16 protein-coding genes and 2 pseudogenes are annotated in these 19,908 nt (G+C 75.9%); 10 read left to right on the forward strand and 8 right to left on the reverse strand.

The window, feature by feature from the left end:
• Nucleotides 1-121: 121 nt before the first annotated feature.
• Together EJA20_RS03095 and EJA20_RS03100 are read left to right on the forward strand one after the other, a co-directional pair.
• Nucleotides 122-826, forward strand: coding sequence for a ThuA domain-containing protein (locus EJA20_RS03095; RefSeq protein WP_129336719.1), 705 nt, complete (start codon nt 122-124; stop codon nt 824-826).
• Nucleotides 799-1,908 carry a Gfo/Idh/MocA family protein gene (locus EJA20_RS03100; protein ID WP_129336720.1) on the forward strand — a complete coding sequence of 370 codons (1,110 nt, stop codon included), beginning with the start codon at nt 799-801 and terminating at the stop codon, nt 1,906-1,908. The genes EJA20_RS03095 and EJA20_RS03100 overlap by 28 nt, the downstream gene beginning before the upstream one ends.
• A 21-nt stretch (nt 1,909-1,929) precedes the next feature.
• Here the strand turns inward: EJA20_RS03100 and EJA20_RS03105 are convergent, their stop codons facing one another.
• Both EJA20_RS03105 and aztD read right to left on the reverse strand, forming a co-directional pair.
• A complete protein-coding gene (locus tag EJA20_RS03105; RefSeq protein ID WP_129336771.1) occupies nt 1,930-2,850 on the reverse strand; it encodes a metal ABC transporter substrate-binding protein in 921 nt (306 codons plus the stop codon).
• The gene (gene aztD / locus EJA20_RS03110) at nt 2,850-4,142 is read right to left on the reverse strand and encodes a zinc metallochaperone AztD (protein ID WP_205687337.1); all 1,293 of its coding nucleotides are present in this window, start codon (nt 4,140-4,142) and stop codon (nt 2,850-2,852) included. The genes EJA20_RS03105 and aztD overlap by 1 nt, the downstream gene beginning before the upstream one ends.
• 157 nt (nt 4,143-4,299) lie before the next feature.
• Here aztD and EJA20_RS03115 point away from each other — a divergent pair, with 157 nt between their 5' ends.
• Nucleotides 4,300-5,007: a metal ABC transporter ATP-binding protein gene (locus EJA20_RS03115; protein ID WP_240674950.1), complete on the forward strand. Its 708-nt coding sequence runs from the start codon at nt 4,300-4,302 to the stop codon at nt 5,005-5,007.
• Nucleotides 5,008-5,021: 14 nt separating this feature from the next.
• Nucleotides 5,022-5,786 (forward strand): annotated as a pseudogene (locus tag EJA20_RS03120) (metal ABC transporter permease); the annotation flags it as partial.
• Nucleotides 5,787-5,830: 44 nt separating this feature from the next.
• On the opposite strand, the gene EJA20_RS03125 reads toward EJA20_RS03120, so the two are convergent.
• The 5 genes from EJA20_RS03125 to EJA20_RS03145 all read right to left on the reverse strand — a co-directional run bounded on the left by EJA20_RS03125 (nt 5,831) and on the right by EJA20_RS03145 (nt 12,183).
• Nucleotides 5,831-6,787: a GGDEF domain-containing protein gene (locus EJA20_RS03125; RefSeq protein WP_205687338.1), complete on the reverse strand. Its 957-nt coding sequence runs from the start codon at nt 6,785-6,787 to the stop codon at nt 5,831-5,833.
• 199 nt (nt 6,788-6,986) lie between these two features.
• A complete protein-coding gene (locus tag EJA20_RS03130) occupies nt 6,987-9,071 on the reverse strand; it encodes a beta-galactosidase (protein WP_205687339.1) in 2,085 nt (694 codons plus the stop codon).
• Between the two features lie 128 nt (nt 9,072-9,199).
• Nucleotides 9,200-9,715, reverse strand: coding sequence for an isopentenyl-diphosphate Delta-isomerase (gene idi / locus EJA20_RS03135; RefSeq protein WP_129336774.1), 516 nt, complete (start codon nt 9,713-9,715; stop codon nt 9,200-9,202).
• A gap of 112 nt (nt 9,716-9,827) precedes the next feature.
• Nucleotides 9,828-11,273 carry a phytoene desaturase family protein gene (locus EJA20_RS03140; protein ID WP_129336722.1) on the reverse strand — a complete coding sequence of 482 codons (1,446 nt, stop codon included), beginning with the start codon at nt 11,271-11,273 and terminating at the stop codon, nt 9,828-9,830.
• Nucleotides 11,274-11,307: 34 nt separating this feature from the next.
• Nucleotides 11,308-12,183: a UbiA family prenyltransferase gene (locus tag EJA20_RS03145; RefSeq protein WP_129336723.1), complete on the reverse strand. Its 876-nt coding sequence runs from the start codon at nt 12,181-12,183 to the stop codon at nt 11,308-11,310.
• A gap of 319 nt (nt 12,184-12,502) precedes the next feature.
• On the opposite strand from EJA20_RS03145, the gene EJA20_RS03150 reads away from it, so the two are divergent.
• Nucleotides 12,503-13,723: a nucleotide disphospho-sugar-binding domain-containing protein gene (locus tag EJA20_RS03150; RefSeq protein ID WP_240674971.1), complete on the forward strand. Its 1,221-nt coding sequence runs from the start codon at nt 12,503-12,505 to the stop codon at nt 13,721-13,723.
• Between the two features lie 69 nt (nt 13,724-13,792).
• Here EJA20_RS03150 and EJA20_RS03155 read toward each other — a convergent pair whose 3' ends face one another.
• On the reverse strand, nt 13,793-14,023 hold the full coding sequence (locus EJA20_RS03155; protein WP_129336725.1) for a hypothetical protein: 231 nt from the start codon (nt 14,021-14,023) through the stop codon (nt 13,793-13,795).
• On the opposite strand from EJA20_RS03155, the gene EJA20_RS19320 reads away from it, so the two are divergent.
• The 5 genes and pseudogenes from EJA20_RS19320 (at nt 14,022) to EJA20_RS03180 (ending at nt 19,286) form a co-directional block, all read left to right on the forward strand.
• A complete protein-coding gene (locus EJA20_RS19320; RefSeq protein ID WP_276319519.1) occupies nt 14,022-15,572 on the forward strand; it encodes a nucleoside hydrolase-like domain-containing protein in 1,551 nt (516 codons plus the stop codon). The genes EJA20_RS03155 and EJA20_RS19320 overlap by 2 nt on opposite strands.
• The gene (locus EJA20_RS03165) at nt 15,569-16,063 is read left to right on the forward strand and encodes a MarR family winged helix-turn-helix transcriptional regulator (protein ID WP_129336726.1); all 495 of its coding nucleotides are present in this window, start codon (nt 15,569-15,571) and stop codon (nt 16,061-16,063) included. The genes EJA20_RS19320 and EJA20_RS03165 overlap by 4 nt, the downstream gene beginning before the upstream one ends.
• A gap of 140 nt (nt 16,064-16,203) precedes the next feature.
• Nucleotides 16,204-17,343, forward strand: coding sequence for an LLM class flavin-dependent oxidoreductase (locus EJA20_RS03170; protein WP_129336727.1), 1,140 nt, complete (start codon nt 16,204-16,206; stop codon nt 17,341-17,343).
• Nucleotides 17,340-18,014, forward strand: a complete 675-nt coding sequence (locus tag EJA20_RS03175) for an NADPH-dependent F420 reductase (RefSeq protein WP_129336728.1) — start codon at nt 17,340-17,342, stop codon at nt 18,012-18,014. The genes EJA20_RS03170 and EJA20_RS03175 overlap by 4 nt, the downstream gene beginning before the upstream one ends.
• 97 nt (nt 18,015-18,111) lie before the next feature.
• Nucleotides 18,112-19,286: pseudogene (locus EJA20_RS03180) on the forward strand (IS3 family transposase).
• The last annotated feature ends 622 nt before the right edge of the window (nt 19,287-19,908 follow it).

Genomic DNA, 19,908 nt, shown 5'->3' on the forward strand with positions numbered 1-19,908 from the left:
TCCCGCCCCAGCACCTGCCGCCCAGCACCTCCCGCCCCGCGGCCCGGCGCCCCGCCGCCGACGGCCGGGACCGCGCCGCGCCGACCCACCACCCCTGCACCCATCCCGACGGAGGGACGACATGACCCGACAGGCGCTCGTGGTCCGCGGCGGCTGGGACGGGCACCAGCCCGTCGCCGCCACGGACCTGTTCCTGCCCTTCCTGCGGGACCAGGGCTTCACCGTGGACGTCGAGACCGACCCGGAGGTGTACGCGGACGCCGAGCGCATGGCGGCGACGGACCTCGTCCTGCAGTGCGTGACGATGTCCACCATCAGCGGCCCGGCCGTGGCCGGCCTGCGCGCGGCGGTCGAGGCCGGGACGGGGCTGGCCGGCTGGCACGGCGGCATCGCCGACTCCTTCCGGGAGAGCTCGGACTACCTGCAGCTCGTCGGCGGGCAGTTCGCCACGCACCCCGGCCGGGCGCCGGAGGAGCGGTCGGGCGAGGCGTCCGACAACTACCTGCCGCACCGGGTCGAGATCACGCCGCTCGGCCGCGAGCACCCGGTCACCGCGGGCCTCGAGGACTTCGCCCTCGAGACGGAGCAGTACTGGGTGCTGCACGACGACCTCGTCGACGTGCTCGCCACGACGACCCACCCGGTGCAGCCGTACCACCCGTGGCACCGGCCGATCGTCTCGCCGGCCGTGTGGACGCGGCTGTGGGGCGCCGGCCGGGTCTTCGTCGCGACGCCGGGCCACACCCCCGAGGTGCTCTCGGAGCCGTCCGTCCGCACCATCGTCGAGAGGGGTCTGCTGTGGGCCAGCCGCACGGCATCGGAGTAGTCGGCCTGGGCGTCATCCTCGACGCCTACCTGCGCACGCTCGCGGACCACCCCGGCGTGCGGCTCGCGGCCGTCGCGGACCTCGACCTCGCACGGGCGGCCGCGGTGGCGGAGCGCGTGCCGGGGGCGCGGGCCCTCACGGTCGAGGCCCTGCTGGACGACGACGAGGTGGACACGGTCCTCGACCTCACCACGCCCGGCGCCCACGCGGAGGTCGCCCTCGCCTGCGCCGCGCACGGCAAGGCCCACTACGGGGAGAAGCCGCTGGCGGCGACGCTGGAGGACGCGCGCAGGGTCGTCGCGGCGGCGGCCGCCGGGGGCACGGGCCTGGGCTGCGCCCCCGACACGGTGCTCGGCACCGGCGTCCAGACCGCTCGTGCGGCGGTGGACGCCGGCGCGATCGGCCGCCCGACGTCGGCCGTGGCGACGTGGATCTCCCCGGGGCACGAGGCGTGGCACCCGAACCCCGACTTCTACTACCGCCACGGGGGCGGGCCGCTGCTGGACATGGGCCCCTACTACCTCACGAGCCTGGTCCACCTGCTGGGGCCGGTGGCGAGCGTGACGGGGGTGGCGGCAGGGCTGCGGGCCTCCCGCACCATCGCCTCGGGGCCCCGGGCCGGCGAGAGCGTCCCCGTCGAGGTGGCGACCCACGTGGCGGGCACGCTGCTGCACGTGGGCGGCGCGGTCTCGACCGTGACGATGAGCTTCGACGGCGCCGGCACCCGGGCCCGCCCCATCGAGGTGCACGGCGAGGAGGGCTCCCTGGCCGTGCCCGACCCCAACACCTTCGCCGGCGACGTCGAGCGCTTCGTGCCGGGCGGGGACTGGGAGGTGCTGCCGCCCTCGGCGGGTTTCGTCGAGGCGTCGCGCGGCGTCGGCCTGCTCGAGATGGTCGGTGCGGCCGGCCTCGGCGGGGCCCCGGCCACGCCGCGGGCCGGCGGCGAGCTGGCGCTCCACGTCACGGAGCTCATGGCGGGCCTGCTCCGGTCCGCCGACGAGGGGCGCCGGGTCGACCTCACCACGGCGCCCGACCGGCCGGACCTCGTCCCGCTCACCCCGCTCGCGACGTGGAAGGGCTGACGGCCGCGGCCGGCTGCGCGTCTACCCGTCCCCGTCGCAGTCCAGGCCCGCGGCGAGGGCGGCCAGGTTCGCGCGCATGAGGGAGGGGTAGGTCTCGTCCTCCGCGACGCGCTCGACGGGGTGCAGCACCGCCGTGGCGACCCCCAGGTCCTCGGCCAGCGTCCCGGCGACCCGGGGGCTCGTCGTCGCCTCGAAGAACACCGTGCGCACGCCGCGGCCCTCGACGACGTCGACGACGTCGCGCAGACGGGCCGGCGAGGGCTCCACGTGCGGGTCGATCCCCGCGATGCCCACCTGCTCCAGGCCGTAGGCATCCGCGAGGTAGCCGAACGCCTCGTGGGCCGTCACGAGGGTCGCCCCGCGGCACGGTGCCAGCGCCGCGGCGTACTCCTCGTCCAGCGCCCGGAGCTCCGTGACGAGCGCCCTCGCGCCGGCGCGGTGGTCGGAGGCCCCGGACGGGTCGAGCTCCGTGAGCCGGTCCGCCACCTGGCCGGCCAGGGTGGCCATGCGGCCGGGGTCCAGCCAGACGTGCGGGTCGCCCTCCCGGTCCGCCAGCGGGGCGGCGTCGAGGAGGTGCTCGGGCTGCTGCTGCGCGAGCGCCGCGTCGACGCCCGGCTGGAGGCCGGACAGGTGGACGACGAGGTCGGCCCCCCCGAGGGCCGCGACCTGTCGTGGCGTTAGCTCGGTGGCGTGGCTGTCGGCGCCCCGGGCGGTGAGGTTGATGACCTCGACCCGGGAGCCGCCGACCTCCCGCACCACGTACTCGAGGGGGTAGGACGACGTGAGGACGGTGAACCCGTCGTCACCCGCCCCCGCACCCCCGCCGCCGGAGCAGGCGGCGAGGGTGAGGAGGCCGGCTACGAGGCCGAGGGATGGGAGGGCGCCGCGCGTGCGGCCGCCCCCGCCCGTCGTGCCCCGGGACGCGCCCGACAGGGTGCGCATCACCCGTGGTCGTGACCGGCGTGCTCGTCGGCCTCGCCCGTCACGCCCGAGAGCTCGTTCGGCACGACGTCGAGGTCGGCGCTCGCCCAGATCTCACCGGTCTCGATGTCCACGGCATGGATTGCCCGGCCGGCGGGGTCGGTGATGTACGCGGTGCCCTCCAGGGTGAAGACCTGCGGCTGCGGGTCCTGCCAGTTCTCGGAGACCTCCCACGCGTCGATCACGGGGACGGAGCGGGCGACCGTGCCGGCCTCGGTGTCGATGACGTGGAGCGAGCCGTCCGTGCCCAGGACGACGCCCTCGCCGTTCTCGCCCCGGCCGAGGGAGCGGTACCAGTACGAGGAGGGCAGGTCGACGAGCCGCAGGGTCGCGGTCCGCGTGTCGATCAGGGAGACGCGGGTGGTGAGGTCGATCTCGGCGTCCGGGTCCGCCTTGTAGTCGCCGAGGACGACGGGCGAGTCCTCCGTGCCGAACTGGTTGCCGATGCGGCCGTAGACGTCGGGGCTCTGCACCTTCGTGATCGTGCCGTCGCGGTAGACCAGGACGCCGTCGGTGCAGCCGATGACGACCGTCTCCTCCGCGGCGACGGTCTCGCCGTGGACGTCCGGGCACCGGTCGTCGGCGGCGATCTCCTGGTCGTCCTCGTCGAGCACGCGGATGCCGGTCCGGCCCTCCTCGGTGCCCTCCGAGACGACCATGCGCCCGTCGGACAGCTCGACGGCGACGCCGTGGTGCACGGCGGGCGTGGTGTACGTGCGCAGCTCGCGGTCCTCGTCCTCGATCTCGGCGCTGCTGAACGACGTCACGTCGCCGGTGCCGTCGTCGAAGAGGACCGTCCTGCCGGCGTGCGTGACGACGTGCGCCGGCTCCTCGGCGGGGAAGACCGTGCCCGTGAGGCCCGGCTCGGCCGTGTAGAAGTGCGAGTGGTCGCCGTGGGTCTCCTCCCAGGCGCCGCCGTCGAGGACGTGCCAGCCGCCCTGCGCGGTGACGAGCAGGTGACGTCCGTCGCCGGCGGGGTTGAGCCGGACGAAGCCCTCCAGCCTCTCGTCGGCGAGCACCTCGAGCGTGGTGCCGTCCACGACCTGCACCCCGCCGTCGTAGGAGATCGCGAGGCGCGGGGAGGACGCGGCGGCCTCCGTGGCGCCCGAGGGGGTGCTCTCGCCGTCCTCGGTCGTGGCGCTGGCGGACGCGGAGGCGGAGCCGCCCGCCTCGGAGGTGCCGCAGGCGGCCAGGAGGACGAGGGGGAGGGCGGCGGCCGCCGCGAGGGGGCGGCGAGGTCGGGTCACGGGCACGGAGGAGTCCTGTCTCGGGAGGGGGGTGGCGGAGGGCCGGTGGGCCGCAGGTGCGCCCGGGCGCGCCGAGGACGGCCGCGGCAGGGCCGGGCCGGTGTGCTCCGGCGGACCGGGCGGGACCACCTTAACGCTAACGATTCTCGTTTACAGTGAAGCCGTGATCGCCTCCCTCCCCACGACCGCACGCGCCTCCGAGCTCTCCCCACCGGGCGGCGCCGCTCTCCTGACGCTGGACTGCTGCGCGCTCGGCTACGACGGGCGGGCGCTGCTGAGCGACGTCGACGTCGTGGTGCGCGGCTGCGAGTGCGTCACCGTGACCGGCCCCAACGGCTCGGGCAAGACCACGCTCCTGCGCGCGGTCCTGGGGTCGGCGCAGGTGCTGGACGGGACCGTCCGCGTCGGGACGGCCCGCCTCGGGTACGTGCCGCAGCGGGACCCGCTCGCGCCCGTGGTGCCCGCGACGGTGGCCGAGGTGGTGGGGGTCGGGCGGCTCCCGCTCACGGGGCCGCTGCGCCGCCTGCGCCCCGCCGTGCGCCGGGCGGACCGGGCGGCGGTGCAGGACGCCCTCGAGCTCGTCGGCCTCGCCGACCGCGCGCGCACCCCCGTCGCCCAGCTGTCCGGCGGGCAGCAGCGCCGCGTCCTCGTGGCCCGGGCCCTGGCCGCCGAGCCGGAGCTCCTGCTGCTCGACGAGCCCACGGCCGGCGTCGACGCCCTCCACCAGAGGGCGCTGTGCGAGGTCCTGGCGCGGGTGCGGGACACCGGCGTCGCCGTCCTCGTCGTGACGCACGAGCCGGAGGCGCTCCGCGGCGCCACGACGCGCCGCCTCACGGTGGCGGACGGCCGGGTCGCGGAGGCGGCGGCGTGAGCGACCTGCTGGGGATGCTCGACCACGCCTTCCTGCAGCGCGCGCTGCTGGCCGCCGCGCTCGTAGGCGTCGCGGCGCCGCTCGTCGGGACCTTCCTCGTGCAGCGCGGCCTCTCGCTGGTGGGGGACGGGCTGGGGCACGTCGCCCTCGCCGGGGTGGCCGCCGGGGTCCTCACCGGCACGGCGCCGGTGGGGACCGCGCTCGTCGCCGCGGTGGGGGCGGCCCTCCTCGTCGAGGCCGTCCGGGCGCGCGGGCGCACCGCGGGGGACGTCGCGCTCGCGGTCGTCTTCTACGGCGGCATCGCCGGGGGCGTCGTCCTCATGAGCCTGGCCCCGGCCGGCGCGACGACGGACCTCGAGAGCTACCTCTTCGGGGCGATCACCACGACCGGCACCGCCGACGTCGCCGTGTTCGCCGTGCTGGCCGCGCTGCTGCTCGTCGTCGTCCTCGTCCTGCGGCCCTGGCTCCTCGCGGTCGCGCTCGACGAGGAGCACGCCCGGGCCGTCGGGCTGCCGACGCGCGCCCTGACCTCCACGCTGGCGGTCCTCACCGCCGTGACGGTGGTGCTCTCGATGCGCACCGTGGGGCTGCTGCTCATCAGCGCCCTCATGGTCCTGCCGGTGGCGGCCGCGCAGCGGGTGGGCCGCAGCTTCACCGCCGTGCTCGGCACGGCGTGCGCCGTCGGCCTGGTGTCGAGCGTCGGCGGGGTCGTGACGTCAGCCGTCGCGGACACCCCCTCCGGCGGCACCATCGTGCTCCTGGCCCTCGGCGCCTTCGCCCTGGCGGTGCTCGCCGAGGCCCTCGGCCGCCGGGGTCCGCGCGGTCACGCCCTCCGGCGGCGCTTGTTCTCGTACATCGCCGCGTCGGCGGCACGCCACGCCTGGGGGAGCGTGCCCCCGGGTGCCCGCTCGGCGGTGCCGGCCGCGACGGGGACGGCCGCCGCGTCGAGCGCGGCCCGGAGCCGGACCTCCAGGGCGGCGGCGCCGGCCGGCCCCGTCTCGACGGCGAGGACCGCGAACTCGTCGCCGCCCAGCCGCGCCAGGTAGTCCGCGGAGCGGGCCGACCCCCGCAGGGCAGCGGCGCACCGGCGCAGCAGCGCGTCCCCCGCGTCGTGGCCGTCCCGGTCGTTGACCGCCTTCAGCCCGTCGACGTCGAGGACGACGACCGCGGCCGGGTGCCCGTACCGCACCGCGCGCGCCTCCTCCGCGGCCAGCACCGCGTCCCAGCCGCGACGGTTCCCCAGGCCCGTGAGCGCGTCCGTCGTCGCGTCGCCCTCCGCGCGCTCGAGGCGCCGGTGCAGGTCCTCCGCCTGCAGCTCGAGGTCGAGCAGGGTGGACAGCAGCCGCGCCTGGAGGCGGACGAGCGGCTCGAGCTCGCGCAGCGACGCCGGCTGCGGCTCGGGGTCGAAGCCGCACAGCGTGCCGAAGACCTCGCCGTCCGCCCGGACGAGGGGCATCCCGACGTACGCCTCGATCGGGAACCCCTGCCGGTTGGGCGCCGCCGCCAGGGCGGGGACCTGCGCCACGTGCGGGGCCACGTGCGGGCTCCGCCCGTCGACCATGACCGCGCAGAGGGACCCCGGCCAGCTCAGGACGGCTCCGGCGGCCATCCCGTAGCCGTCGGGGGAGTCCTGCGCGAGGAGCACGACCTGCCGGTCGTCGGACCGGCGCGTCACCATCCACAGGCGCAGCCCGGCCCGGCGGCGGAGGTCGCCGAGCACGTCCTGCGCGGCCTCGGCGAAGCCGGCGAACGGGACGAGCGGAGCCGGTCCCGCGCTCACCGGCGGACCCGGGGAGCGCAGGTGAGGGCGCGGGCGGAGGCGCGGAGTGGCGCACGGGCAGGACCGGTCACGGCTGCGGACCACCTCTCGCCCGGCGGCTGCGGGCGGGCCCATGATCCCCCGGCGGTCCGCCCCGGTCGACCACGGGCCGGCGCGGCCGTCGTGCTCGGCCCTCGGGCCGGGGTGCGCGCGGCGGGCGTCAACCCTCGACGACGAGCAGGTCCCAGCCCCCGATGGTCACGTCCTGCCCGGCGGTGAGCGTCCGGTCGTCCAGCAGCGACCGGCCGGCCACGGGCAGGGTCAGCGTGACGGGCCCCGCGGAGTAGTTGAGCAGGTAGGTCAGGGCCCGGCCGCGTCCGTTCGTGCCACGGCGGACCGCGACCGTCGGGGTGGCGGCCGCGACGTCCTGCGGCCAGTCCCACAGGCCGGCGTCGCGCACGAGGGCGCCGAGGACGGCCCTGGTCGTGGCCGCGTCCGTGAGGGTGGCGAGGTAGGTGGCGGTGCCCGCGCCGAAGCGGTTCCGCGTCAGCGCGGCGTACGACGACCAGGCGGGGTGGTCGTACCCCGCGAGGACCTCCGTGCCCGCGTCGGGGACGAGCAGCTCCAGCAGCGCCTCCGCCGCGGGCCCCTCGTCGCCCGGGCCGTCCCCGGAGCCGGTCCCGGAGCGCTCCGCCAGCCCGGCGAACGCGCCGCGGAAGGCCAGGCGGGCGCCGTCCGGGGTGGAGAACTGGTTGTAGGTGGCGCCGAAGACGTCCGTGAGGCCGTGCGGCGCGCGGTCGTGCCAGACCTTCACGTGCTCGTCGGCCACCGCGGTCCGCAGGGTCGCGACGAGGTGCCCGCCGCCCTCGACGTACGCGCGCAGCGCCTGCACCGTCGCCTCGGGGGCGCTGTAGAGGACCGGGGCGACGACCATCGCGTAGCGGCCCAGGTCGGGGTCGTCGAACGGCACGAGGTCGACCTCGACGTTGAGCTCGAACAGGGCGTCGTACACCCGCCGCAGCACGTCGTTGTACGACACGGAGCGCGCGAGGGCCGCCGGGAAGCCGGTCTCCAGGGCGAACCAGCGCAGGGCCGTCAGCGCCTCGTTGCTCACCATGACCGCGACGCGGTTCTGCTTGCGCAGCCCGGTCAGCGCGGCGCCGAGCCGCTCGACCTCCGCACCGAAGACCCCGGCCTCCTCGAGGGTGGGGTTCGTCTCCAGGTCGTGGCTGAGCAGCCCCTTCCAGTACGTCTCGAAGGAGTGGTGGATGGAGTGCCAGTGCCAGTACATGACCCCGAGCGCGCCGCTGGCGAGGTGGCTCCACGCCTGCAGGCGCAGCTGGCCGGGGTAGGGCAGCCACCCCATCTGCCCCTGGGCCTGGGTCTCGAGGACGAGGTAGTTGGCGCCGCCCTTGATCGAGCGGGTCATGTCCCCGCCGAACGCGATCTCCTTGCCCGTCAGGCGGGACTGCGTCGGGTGGTAGATGTCCACCCCGGCGAGGTCCACCGCGCGGGCGGCGCGGAAGTGGTCCACGGAGGGCTGCAGGCCGTAGGACCAGCCCGGCGCCCAGTCGAAGTCGAAGTTGTGGGTGACGAACTGGTCCTCGCGCGCGTACTCGCGCACGAGGGCCGCCTGCCAGCCCAGGTACTCCTCCACCAGGCCGCGGCGGTACCGGTCGAACGCCGCCCCGAGCGAGCCGTTGATGGTGCCGCGCACGTCGGGGAAGTCCTCCCAGGCGTCCACACGGTTCGACCAGTAGTCGAGGCCGTAGGCGGCGTTGAGGGCGTCGAGGTCGCCGTCGAAGAGCTCGCGCAGGTGGCGCACGAAGCCGCGCTGCACCCCGGGCGAGGCGGCGTCGTAGTACTTCGTCTCGTTGTCCACCTGGAAGCCGATGACGTGCTCCCGGTGCGCGGACCGCTCCAGCAGCCGGCGGATGACGCGCTCGCCGTGGAGCCGGAACGCGGGGTGCGTGAGGTCCATGATCTGCCGCGCGCCGTAGCGTGGGGCGTCGGTCCGGTCGGTCACGGCCAGCACGCCGGGGTGCTCCGCGACGAGCCAGGCCGGCACCGCGTACGTCGGGGTCCCGACGACCACGCTGATGCCGGCCGCCTCCGCCGCGTCGAGGGCCCGGTCGACGTGGGTGAGGTCGAAGACGCCGGGCCGGGGCTCGAGGGTGCTCCACGTGGACTCCGCGATGCGGATGACGTTGAGGTGCGCCGCCCGCATCATCGCCGTGTCGGTGGTGACCCGGTCCGTCGGCAGGTACTCGTCGTAGTACGCCGCCCCGAACAGCACGCGGTCCACAGCCCCACCCTCCGTCGCGTGGCCGGGCGCGTCCTCGCGCCGGCGCGACCCGTCCGGACCGCGCGGTCACCCTACCGACCGGTCGGGCTCCCGCGGCGTGGACGAGGGCGGGGGCCGCCGCGGCCGCTCTACGCGCCGAGGGCACCCGCGATGCGGTCGAAGGACTGCACGAGCCACGGGCTCAGGGCCCACGGGGCGGCCTCGACGGTCCGGCGCAGCCTCTCGGGCGTGACCCAGGTGAGGTCCATGACCTCCTCCGGGTCGGCGACCGGGGGCCGGGCGGCGCGCGCCAGGAAGATCGGGCAGATCTCGTTCTCGACGACCCCGGAGGCGTCCGTGGCGCGGTACCGGAAGTCGGGGTCGATGAGCCGGACCTCGGTGAGCACGAGCCCGAGCTCCTGCTGACCCCGGCGCCGGACCGCCTCCTCCATGGGCTCCTCGGGCGCCGGGTGGCCGCAGAAGCTGTTGGTCCACACGCCGGGCCACGTCCTCTTGTGCAGCGCGCGCCGGCTGACGAGGACCCGCCCGTCGTCGTCGACGACGTGGCAGGAGAACGCCAGGTGCAGCGGCGTGGTCGCCGTGTGCACCCCCGCCTTCTCCGCCACGCCGATGGCGCCGCCCTGCTCGTCGAGCAGGACGACCATCTCCGGCTCCGTCACGGGAGCTCCCCTCTCCGAGGGCCCGCGGTGTGCGCGTGCCCGTCTGCGTCCGTGTCCTGATGGGTCCGTGCGTGGCGTGCCGACGGGTGCGCCGTCGTCACCGCCGGTCGGCGGGCGCCGACCGCAGCAGCCGCGCCACCGCGATCATCGCGCCCCCGAGGACGGCCGGGATGCCGCCGCCCGGGTGCACGGACGCCCCGACCCGCCACAGCCACGGCCGCCACGGGTCGTGGTAGGCGGGGCGGTGGAAGGGCCCGCTCAGCCAGGGCGGCCGGGCCGCCCCGTAGAGCGCGCCGTGCGGCTCCCCGAGGGCGCCGTAGGAGTGCGGGTCGAGCACGAAGGGCCTCTCCATGCGCTCGGTCAGGGGGGCGTCGAGACCCAGGACGGCCGAGACCCGCTCGACCTCGCGGCGCACGAAGGGGTGCTCGACGGTGTAGCGGCCGCCGTCCGCGGGGGCGGTGAGCAGGACGCCGACGGTGCTGCGGCGGTTCGGGTACACCTCGCCGGCGCGGTAGTGGTTGACGAAGGCCATCGTGTCGGCGGGCTCGTCGCCGGCCTCGAGGCTGCGGTAGAGGGCGGCCGGGCGGGTCGGCAGCACGACGCTGTGCGCCGCGAACCCCGCGGGCAGCTCCTCGCGCAGCACCCCGTACACGGCGATGCCGGAGCACGAGAGCGCGCGCGGACGGGCGCCCGGGCGCCGTCGGCCCGGGCCGGCGCCGAGGGGCGGGGCGTCGAGCAGCGTCGCGAGGCGGTCGGCGTCCAGGGCGCTGACGACGAGGTCGGCCCGGTGCTCCCCGGCGACGGTGCTGACGCGGCCGCGCCGGAGGCGGGTCACGGCCTCGCCCGTGCGCACCTCGACCCCGGCCGCCTCCGCCCGGCGCGCGAGCGCCAGCACGATCTCGTGCACGCCCCCGCGGGGGACCCAGGCGCCGCGCTCGGCCATGATCGCCGGCATGCTCGCGTAGAGGGCGGGGGTGCGCGCCGGCGAGACCCCCGCGTTGAGCGTGTGGATGGCGAGGACGTCCCGCAGCCCGTCGGGCAGCCAGGGGAGGCCGTCGAGGTAGGCGGCGGTCGTCAGCCGCCGCCCGTAGACCGCGAGGAGCCGCCGCAGCGCCGGCAGCGCCGCCCGGTCGAGGGGGTCGGCGAGCAGCAGCGCCGTCACGTCGTCCGCGAGCGGTGCGTGCAGGTCGCAGAAGCGGCGCCAGGCCGGGTACCAGGGGTGGTCGGGGGCGACGGGCAGGGTCGTCTCGTCACCGCGGTGGTGGTAGCGGCCGACCTCGGGCAGACGGACGAGGTCCAGGTCGGCGCCCGGGTCCGGCCGCCGGTCGTCGCCGAGCCGGCGCACGAGCTCGTCCCAGACCTCGGGGAACGTCACGAGCGACGGCCCGGTGTCGACCCTTTCGTCGCCCAGCAGCACCCGGCGGCTCTTGCCCCCGAGCCGGTCCGACGCCTCGAGCAGCACCACCCGGTGCCCGGCGCGCGCAAGGAGGGCCGACGCCGCGAGGCCGCCGAGCCCGCCGCCCACGACCACGACCCGGCTCACGGCCGCCCCCCGGTGCCGGCGGGCCCCGTCGCCGTCACGGGTAGCGCCCGAGGTGGACGGCGACCGTGAGCAGCACCCCGGCGACGGACCCCGCGACGTAGGGGAACGCGACCGACAGACGGTAGAGCCGGTGGCCCGTCGCCGGCGTGGGGTCGCGCAGCAGGCCCACGACGAGGGTGCCCGCGATCGCCAGGTTCACGGCCGCCACGGGGATGCTCTCCAGCGCGAAGAGCACCGTCGAGAGCAGCCACCAGGCCCCGCTCCACAGCGCCGTCCCCCGGGGCCCGAGGCGCACGGCCGTCGTCGTGATCCCCGCGGCCCGGTCCTCGACGATGTCCTGCACCGCGTCGAAGGGGTGCTTCGCCACGCTCCACGCCATGAGCCCGAGGGCCACGGGCCACACGGGCTCCACGCCGAGCGCCAGGGGCACGATCAGCAGCGGCAGCGCGTACGCGGCGTTGCTCAGCGCGTCGAGGAACGGGCGGGCCTTGAACCGCAGCGGCCGCGCGGAGTAGAAGACGAAGACCCCGGCGTACAGCAGGACGACGGCGTTGGCCGCGGTCGGGAGGGCGAGGAGGAACCACAGGAGGAACGGCACGTTGAGCACCGCGACGCCGCCGGCGATGAGCCGCACCTCCGAGGGCCGGATGCGCGCCCCCTCGAGGGAGCCCTTGCGCGGGTTGGCGGCGTCCGTCTCCTGGTCGTAGATGTCGTTGACGCCGTAGATGAGCAGGTTGAACGGCAGCGTCAGCCACAGGAGGACCGGCAGGGCGCGCACGTCCATGAGCGCGCCGGTGAGCCAGACGGCGACGACCCCGCTGCCGATGGTGTTGACCCACAGCACCGGGCGCGAGATGTGCACGAGGCGTCGCAGGACCGCACCGGCGCGGGCCGGCGCGACGCCCGCCACGGCCTCGCCCCCCTCAGCGACGGGACCGCCCTCCGCACGACGAGGACCGGCGCGTGCTGCGAGCGCGCATGCCGTCCCCCCCCCCCCGTGATCGTCGTCGTGCCGTCCTCGTGCCGTCGCGGTCCCCGCCGCCGCGGCGGCAGGGCGCGCCGACCACGCGGCCACGCACCCCGGGCGTCGTCGGGGCAGAACGTAACCCGGCCCGCGGAGACGGGGCCAGCCCGCGCCGACGCGCCGGTGGTGCGCCCGCAGGTCGCTCACAGGTCGGCCGGCGCCTGTCGGCGGGCGGGCCGGCACGGGGGAGACTGCCCGGGTGCGGATGATGCTGCTGACGGCCGGGACCCGCGGCGACGTCGAGCCGTTCCTGGCCCTGGCCCGGTACGCCGCCGCCCGGGGCCACGACGTCCGGCTGGCCACGACCGAGGACGCGGAGCGGCCGCCGGACGTGGACGTCGTCGGGCTCGACCTCGACTTCCGCCGCGTGTTCCGTCCCCCGGGCCGCACGCCGTGGGCGCTGGCGCACCACCTGCGCACGGAGGTGCGGCCGGGGATGCGGCGGATGTTCGCCGCGGCGGTGCGCCAGACCCTGCTCTTCGCCCCCGACGTGGTGGTGCACCACCCCCTGGTCCTCAGCGCGCCGATGGCGGCCGACGCCCTCGGCGTGCCCCGGGTGCTCGTCGAGCTCTCCCCGGTCGCGACCCCGTCCGGGGCGTTCCCAGCGGCGGGGGGCCCGACGGCGACGTACGACCTGGGCCGCTGGAACCGGGCGACCTACGCCGTCCCGCGCGCCGCCGCCCACCTCTTCGACGCCGACGTCGCCCGGGCCGCGGCGGGGCTGCCCGGTGGCCGCCGCCCCCCGGTGCGGACGCGCTCCCGCGCCACGCTCATGGCCGTGAGCCCGCAGCTCCTGCCCCGGCCCCGGGACTGGCCGGCGCAGGTGCACCTCACGGGGAGCTGGCACGACGAGGACGCGCGCGGGGGCAGCCGGCACGACCGGACGGCGGTGGCGCCCGTGGACCCCGAGGTCGCGGCGTTCGTCTCCGGCGGCGGGCACCTCGTCGCCTCCTTCGGCTCCATGGCGGTGGGCGGGGCCGAGGCGCGGGCCCGGGCCGTCGTGGCGGCGGCCCGGGCCCACGGCCTGCGCGCGCTGCTGCTGACGGGCTGGGGCGGGATGGCGCTGCCCGAGGACCTGCGCGGCGACGACGTGCTGGCGGTGCGGTCGGCGCCCTTCGACGCGGTCCTGCCGGGCGCGGCGGCGGTCGTCCACCACGGCGGCGCCGGCACGTCGCACGCGACGGCCCGCGCCGGCGTCCCGGCCGTGGTCGTGCCGGTCACCGCCGACCAGCCGTTCTGGGGAGCGCAGCTCCACCGGCGCGGCCTCGCGGCCCGTCCCGTCCCCGTCCGCCGCCTGACGGCCGCGACCCTGGTGTCCGCCCTCGGTGACTTGTCCGGCCGTCGCGAGCGTGCCGCCGAGGTCGGGCGGGCCATGCGGCAGGAGGACGGCCTGGGGGCGGCACTGGCGGTGCTCACCGCGCTGTGACGCCCGGCGCCACCCGCACTGCCGTGCGGGCCGCGGCCCCGGGTGCCCGGCGGCCCGGTCCGCCGTCCGTCAGGAGGGGCCGAGGGCGCCGGGGTCCGGTGCACGGAACGGCGGGTCCGCCCGGTCCTCCAGGCCCGCGGGGAGGCTCTCGTCGGGGGCGGCGTCGTCGGCACCCCCCGTGAGGCCCTCGTCCTCGTCGAAGCCGGGGGCCGTGCCCGGCGCATCGGGACCCAGGTCGGCCGCCGGGACGCCGTCGGCGTTCCTGTCGGGGTGGGGGAGCAGGGGTTCGGTCTGGCTCATGCCCCGAGCCTGCACCGCGGGCCGAGGGCCCGCGACGCCGCCCGGACGCGTCGACGCTCGCCGGAGCCGCCCGTGGAGTCAAGAACAGTCGGCATCGGATGGATATTCGTCACCGCCGACCCGGCGGCGGCGTCGGCCGGCCGTCATCCACGAGCGCCTCACCGACGAGGCGCGCGTGCACGACCCGTCCTACCCGACGCCGGCCTACCTGCGCTCCATCACGCGCACGGGGAACATCCGGGACGTCGGTGACACGGCGGCCGCGACGCCCGGCTCCGACCTCATCGAGGAGGTCCTGCTCGACGACAGGCCGGGCCAGGTGTTCCTGCAGGCGTGGGGCGGCCCGAACACGATCGCCCGCGCCCTCCTGTCGATCCAGGAGGAGTACGAGGGCACGCCGGAGTGGGAGGCGGTGCACGCCAAGGTGTCCGCGAAGGCCGTGCTCACGAGCTGGGGCCAGCAGGACACCACCTTCGTCGACTACATCCGGCCGAACTGGCCGGACCTGGAGCACCGCGAGGTCGCCACGAACATCTGGGGGTACTTCGCCCGCGGCGCCGTCCCCGGGGACCAGGCGTCGAAGCTCGGCGCGGCGTGGATGCAGGCGAACGTCTCGTCGGTGGGGCCGCTCGGCGCGGAGTACCGCGTGTGGGGCGAAGGAGAGCAGATGGCCGCCGGCTTCGACGACGAGGACTACTTCGGCCTGTCCGGGTACACCGCCGACGAGCTGCGCGCCATGGGCTACCTCGTGTGGGGGGATCCCCTTGAGCACCGTCGCTCCCGTGGTGGTGCGTGCGCTCGCGGCGGCCCGCCGCGGTCGACGGCCCACCCTAGGGGCCGTGGAGCGCGGCCGTGCTCGTGCGGCGCGCCGGCGGTCGGGCTCGTCCCCTTGCCCCGCAGGCGGACGCACCCGCAGGGTGAGGCCATGTGGAGCAGGGTGGTCGCGGGCGGCGACGGCGAGGACGACGGGCGCGACGTGGACCACGAGCGGGAGATGCGGTCCTACGCGCCGCCGGACAACGAGGTGGGCGTCGCGGTGGCGGGGCCCCGTCTGGTCTCCCGCACGGACGGGGCGGCCCTCCTGCTCGACGCCGTGGTCGTGCACTCCACCGGCCTGCGCATCCGGATGGCGCTCGTGTGCCGGGACGTGCCCGGCTCGGCCGGCCGCCACCCCTACCGGGACCTCGAGCCCGCGGTCGGGGTGGAGCTCGCGGACGGGACCCGGGTCCTGCCCCGCCTCGGGCGCATGGGGCAGCCGCAGCTGCACGAGCGCGGCGGGCAGGGCGGCGGGCGCCGCTGGGAGCGCGAGCTCTGGCTGTCGCCCGTCCCCGACGGCGACCTGACGGTCGTGCTCGGCTCCGTCGGGATCGAGGTCCCCGAGGGGCGGTGGGTCGTCCCGGGCGAGGAGATCGCGGCCGCCCGGCTCGGGGTGCTCGAGCTGTGGCCGTGGACGCCCGAGGTGCACGAGGACGTCTACCCGGAGTCCCCGCTGCCGGCCGGTGGCTGGTTCGAGGCGGCCGCCGGCGCGTCGTCGGACGCGCCCGGGTGACCGGGGGAGGGGGCGGCCGCGGCTCCGTCCGTCGGGCGAACGAGGCCTGGGAGGCGCTGTTCCGCGCCCAGGCGACGCTCGCGCGCGAGTTCGAGGCCGCCGACTACTGGGGCGACGTCTCGCCGCGCGACTACGGCCTGCTGTACGCGCTCGCCGGGCAGGCGGACGGCGTGCGCGTCACCGACCTCACGCGCGACGTCCTCCTCACCCAGGCCGGCGTGTCGCGGCTCGTCGGGCGGCTCGAGGCGCGGGGCCTCGTCGCGCGCCTGGGCGACCCCGACGACGGGCGCGCCAGCCGCGTGGTGCTCACGGAGGCCGGCCGGGCGGCCCAGCGGCGGGTCGGGCGGGCGCACGCGCGGCACGTCACCGAGGCGATGACCCGCGCCCTCGCGCCGGAGCAGCTGGAGGTCCTGCGGGGGCTCACCACGGACCTGTCCCTGGCGACGCCTCGCACGGACGGGTCGCCCGGCACCCGGCGCGGCCACGGCTGACCGGCTGCGCGCGACGGCGGAATACATGCGGCGTCATGTTGTTGGGCGGGTGCAGCGGCACGACGAGGGGCACGGGCCCGTCGGCCGCCGGCACGAGGCCCGACGCCTCGCGCGAACGCCGTGAGAGAGGCAGTGCAGGCATGACCACCACGTCGAGCACGGGGACGACCGGACGGATCCAGTTCGGTCTCGACACGTTCGGTGACGTCCCGGAGGACGACCGCGGGGCGCTGCTCTCCCACGCGGACGCCATCCGGCAGGTCGTCGAGGAGGCGGTGCTGGCGGACCGCAGCGGCGTCGACGTCATCGCCCTCGGCGAGCACCACCGCCCCGAGTACGCGATCTCGACCCCCGAGACGGTGCTGGCGGGGATCGCCACCCGCACGGAGCGGATCACGCTCGCCTCGGGCGTCACCGTGCTGTCCTCCGACGACCCCGTGCGGGTCTTCCAGCGCTTCGCGACCGTCGACGCCCTCTCGGGCGGCCGGGCGCAGGTGATCCTCGGCCGCGGGTCCTTCACGGAGTCCTTCCCCCTGTTCGGGTACGACCTCGCGGACTACGACGTGCTCTTCGAGGAGAAGATCGCGCTCTTCGCCGAGCTCCTCAAGGAGGGGCCGGTGACCTGGCAGGGGACGACGCGTGCGGCGCTGCACGAGGCGGAGGTGTTCCCCCGCACCGACTCGGGGCACCTGGACACCTGGGTCGGCGTGGGCGGCTCGCCGCAGTCCGTGATCCGCGCCGCCCGCTACGGGCTGCCCCTCATGCTCGCGATCATCGGCGGGGACCCGGCGCGGTTCGCCCCCTACGTCGACCTGTACCGGCGGGCCGCCGAGCAGCTCGGCACGACGGCGCACCCGGTCGGGATGCACTCCCCGGGGTTCGTCGCGGACACCGACCGGGAGGCCGTCGAGCTCGTCTGGCCGCGCTACCGGGTGCTGCGCGACCGCATCGGCGCGCTGCGTGGGTGGCCGCCGATCCACCGGGACGAGTTCGAGGCGGAGGTCGCCGAGGGCTCGCTCTACATCGGGTCGCCCGAGACGGTGGCGAGGCGCATCGCGGCAGCCGTGGGCACCCTCGACGTGGGCCGCTTCGACCTCGTCTACACCACCGGCAGCACCCCGGTGCGGGCGCGGATGCACGCGGTCGACCTCTACGGCAACGTCGTCGTGCCGCGCGTGCGCGAGCTCCTCGCCGCCCGCACGGGCGTCGCGGCCGGATCGGCCGTGTCCGGCGGGTCGGGCGACGAGGGCGGCGGCGCCGACGCCCGGGCCCGGGCATGAGCACGGTCGCCGTCCTCGGTGCCGGGAAGGTCGGCACGGTCCTGGCCCGGCTCGCGGTCCGTGCCGGCCACCGCGTGCTCGTCGCCGGCTCGGGCGACCCCTCCCGCATCGCGCTGACGGTCGAGGTGCTCGCCCCGGGCGCCGTCGCGACCACCGCGGCCGACGCCGCGCGGGAGGCGGACGTCGTGGTGCTGGCGCTGCCCCTGGGCAGGTACCGCACCCTCCCGGCCGACGCGCTCGCCGGGAAGCTCGTCGTCGACGCGATGAACTACTGGTGGGAGGTCGACGGGGTGCGCCCGGACCTCACGGACGCGGGCACCTCGACGAGCGAGATCGTCCAGGCGTCCCTGCCCGCCTCGCGGGTGGTCAAGGCCTTCAACCACATGGGCTACCACGACCTCGAGGCCGGGGCACGCCCTCGTGGGGCGGCCGGACGGAAGGCGATCGCGCTCGCGGGCGACCGGACCGAGGACGTCGCGGTCGTGGCGGCGCTCGTCGACGGGCTGGGTTTCGACCCCGTCGTCGCCGGGCGCCTGGCGGACGGCGCGGCGCTCGAGCCGGGCACCGCGCCCTTCGGGGCGAACGTCGACGCGGACCGTCTGCGCGCGATGCTCGTCCGTCCGCCCCTGGCCGCCGTCCCGGCGATGACGACGGGCGCCGACCCGGCCTAGCTGTACTCGGCCAGCACGTTGGTGACGGGGGACTGTTGCAGGTTCGGTTGACACCTGACCTGTGGGGACTGTGGTCCCCGCTGGAAGGATGTGCCCCGTGCCCAAGCCCCATCCGAAGGAGTTCCGCGATGACGTCGTGGCGGTCGCGCGCCGCGGTGAGGCGCCGATCGCTGACATCGCGAAGGACTTCAACATCTCCGAGTCGTGCCTGCGGAACTGGTTGAAGGCCGCTGACGTCTAGGCCGGCAACCGGCCCGGCGTGACGGCCAGCGAATCGGCCGAGCTGCGGGACCTGCGGCGCCGCAACCGGTTGCTGAAGCAGGAGAACGAGGTCCTGCGCAAGGCCGCCGCGTACCTGTCGCAGGCGGTGCTGCCCTCCCCAAAATGATGTTCCCGCTGGTCCGTGACCTGGCCGCGACAACGACGCCTGTGCGGGTGCCGGTCGCGGTGACCTGCCGGGTGCTGGGGTTCTCGACCCAGGCGTACTACAAGTGGCTCCCTCAGCCCGTCTGCGAGCGGGACCTGACGGACGCGTATCTGACGAACGAGGCCCTGGACGCGCACGCCGAGGACCCCGGCTACGGGTACCGGATGGTCTGGGAGGACCTGGTCGCCGCCGGTCACCAGGTCGGCGAACGCCGCGTGTGGCGGCTGTGCTCGATGCAGGGCGTGTTCTCCGCCCACTCGCGCCGCCGCGGCAGGACCAAGCGCCCGGGCCCGTCGGTGCACGACGACCTCGTCCAACGCCAGTTCACCGCGGACCGGCCGAACCAGCTGTGGCTGACCGACATCACCGAGCACTGGACCGCCGAGGGCAAGCTGTACTGCTGCGCCATCAAGGACGCGTTCTCCAACAAGATCGTCGGGTACTCCATCTCCGACCGGATGAAGTCCAAGCTTGCCGTCGACGCCCTCACCAGCGCAGTTGCCCGCCGCGGCGGAGCCGCGGCAGTCGCAGGATGCGTTGTCCATTCCGACCGAGGCAGTCAATTCCGGTCCCGGAAATTCGTCGCCGCATTGCACCGGAACGAGCTCGTCGGATCGATGGGACGCGTCGGCGCAGCCGGCGACAACGCCGCCATGGAGAGCTTCTTCGCACTCCTGCAGAAGAACGTCCTGAACCGCTCGCGCTGGGCCACCCGCGCCGACCTGCGCATGGCCATCGTCATCTGGATCGAGAGGAGCTACCACAACCGACGCCGCCAACGCCGCCTCGGACGCCTGACCCCCGTCGAGTTTGAGACCATCTACACGACCGCCCCAGCGGCCTGAGAACCACTCACCCCGAGTGTCAACCAGACCTGCAGCAGTCCCATGAGCCCGACGCCGTTCTTCAGCGCGCGGTCCTGTGGGAGTTGCTCGAACGACCTGCGTGGGCCGCGGATGCGCTTGCACGTGTCCCTGAGGGGGACGCCGGACGCGACCTACGCAAGCACGCACATGAGGTCAGCGTCCTCGCCGACGCGGTCGCCGGTCGTGTGCGCGCGGACGTCGACTGCTCTGGCTGGTCCAACTGGCTGCAGCGAGCTGTGTGCGACCAAGCCTCCGATATACCCGTCCTGCGGGTCCTAGCCGAGAGGGGTTTCAGCCGGCACGTTCGCGCGCGAGCAACCAGCCGGCTCCGCGAACTAGCTGGCCGCTGAGGGCGAAGTGTGCGCCCGGCGCCACGGGAGTTGCCTACGACGGCAGCCGCTCGCATCGCGGCAGATCCGGGCGAGCGCGGCCCCGCTGTCAGCCGCACCTAGGAGATCGGGCCTTCGGCCGTCCAACCAGCGGGGCGAGCGCGGCGGCGCACCGGGGTCTACTTCCTGGCCTTCTTGAACCTCTCGCGAGGACAACCCGAGTGCGCCCTTACCGCCAAGTTGGCCGCGCAAGGGACTGCCTCGCCAGCGTA

Source organism: Cellulomonas endophytica, from assembly GCF_004123805.1.
In the GTDB taxonomy this organism is placed as follows: Bacteria; Actinomycetota; Actinomycetes; order Actinomycetales; family Cellulomonadaceae; genus Cellulomonas; species Cellulomonas endophytica.

Excerpts from the sequence above, each read along its gene's own strand:
- EJA20_RS03095 (WP_129336719.1), top strand. The coding sequence starts at position 122 with ATGACCCGACAGGCGCTCGTGGTCCGCGGCGGCTGGGACGGGCACCAG.
- EJA20_RS03105 (WP_129336771.1), bottom strand. The coding sequence starts at position 2,850 with ATGCGCACCCTGTCGGGCGCGTCCCGGGGCACGACGGGCGGGGGCGGC.
- idi (WP_129336774.1), bottom strand. The coding sequence starts at position 9,715 with ATGGTCGTCCTGCTCGACGAGCAGGGCGGCGCCATCGGCGTGGCGGAG.
- EJA20_RS03150 (WP_240674971.1), top strand. The coding sequence starts at position 12,503 with ATGATGCTGCTGACGGCCGGGACCCGCGGCGACGTCGAGCCGTTCCTG.
- EJA20_RS19320 (WP_276319519.1), top strand. The coding sequence starts at position 14,022 with ATGCCCCGAGCCTGCACCGCGGGCCGAGGGCCCGCGACGCCGCCCGGA.
- EJA20_RS03155 (WP_129336725.1), bottom strand. The coding sequence starts at position 14,023 with ATGAGCCAGACCGAACCCCTGCTCCCCCACCCCGACAGGAACGCCGAC.
- EJA20_RS03170 (WP_129336727.1), top strand. The coding sequence starts at position 16,204 with ATGACCACCACGTCGAGCACGGGGACGACCGGACGGATCCAGTTCGGT.
- EJA20_RS03175 (WP_129336728.1), top strand. The coding sequence starts at position 17,340 with ATGAGCACGGTCGCCGTCCTCGGTGCCGGGAAGGTCGGCACGGTCCTG.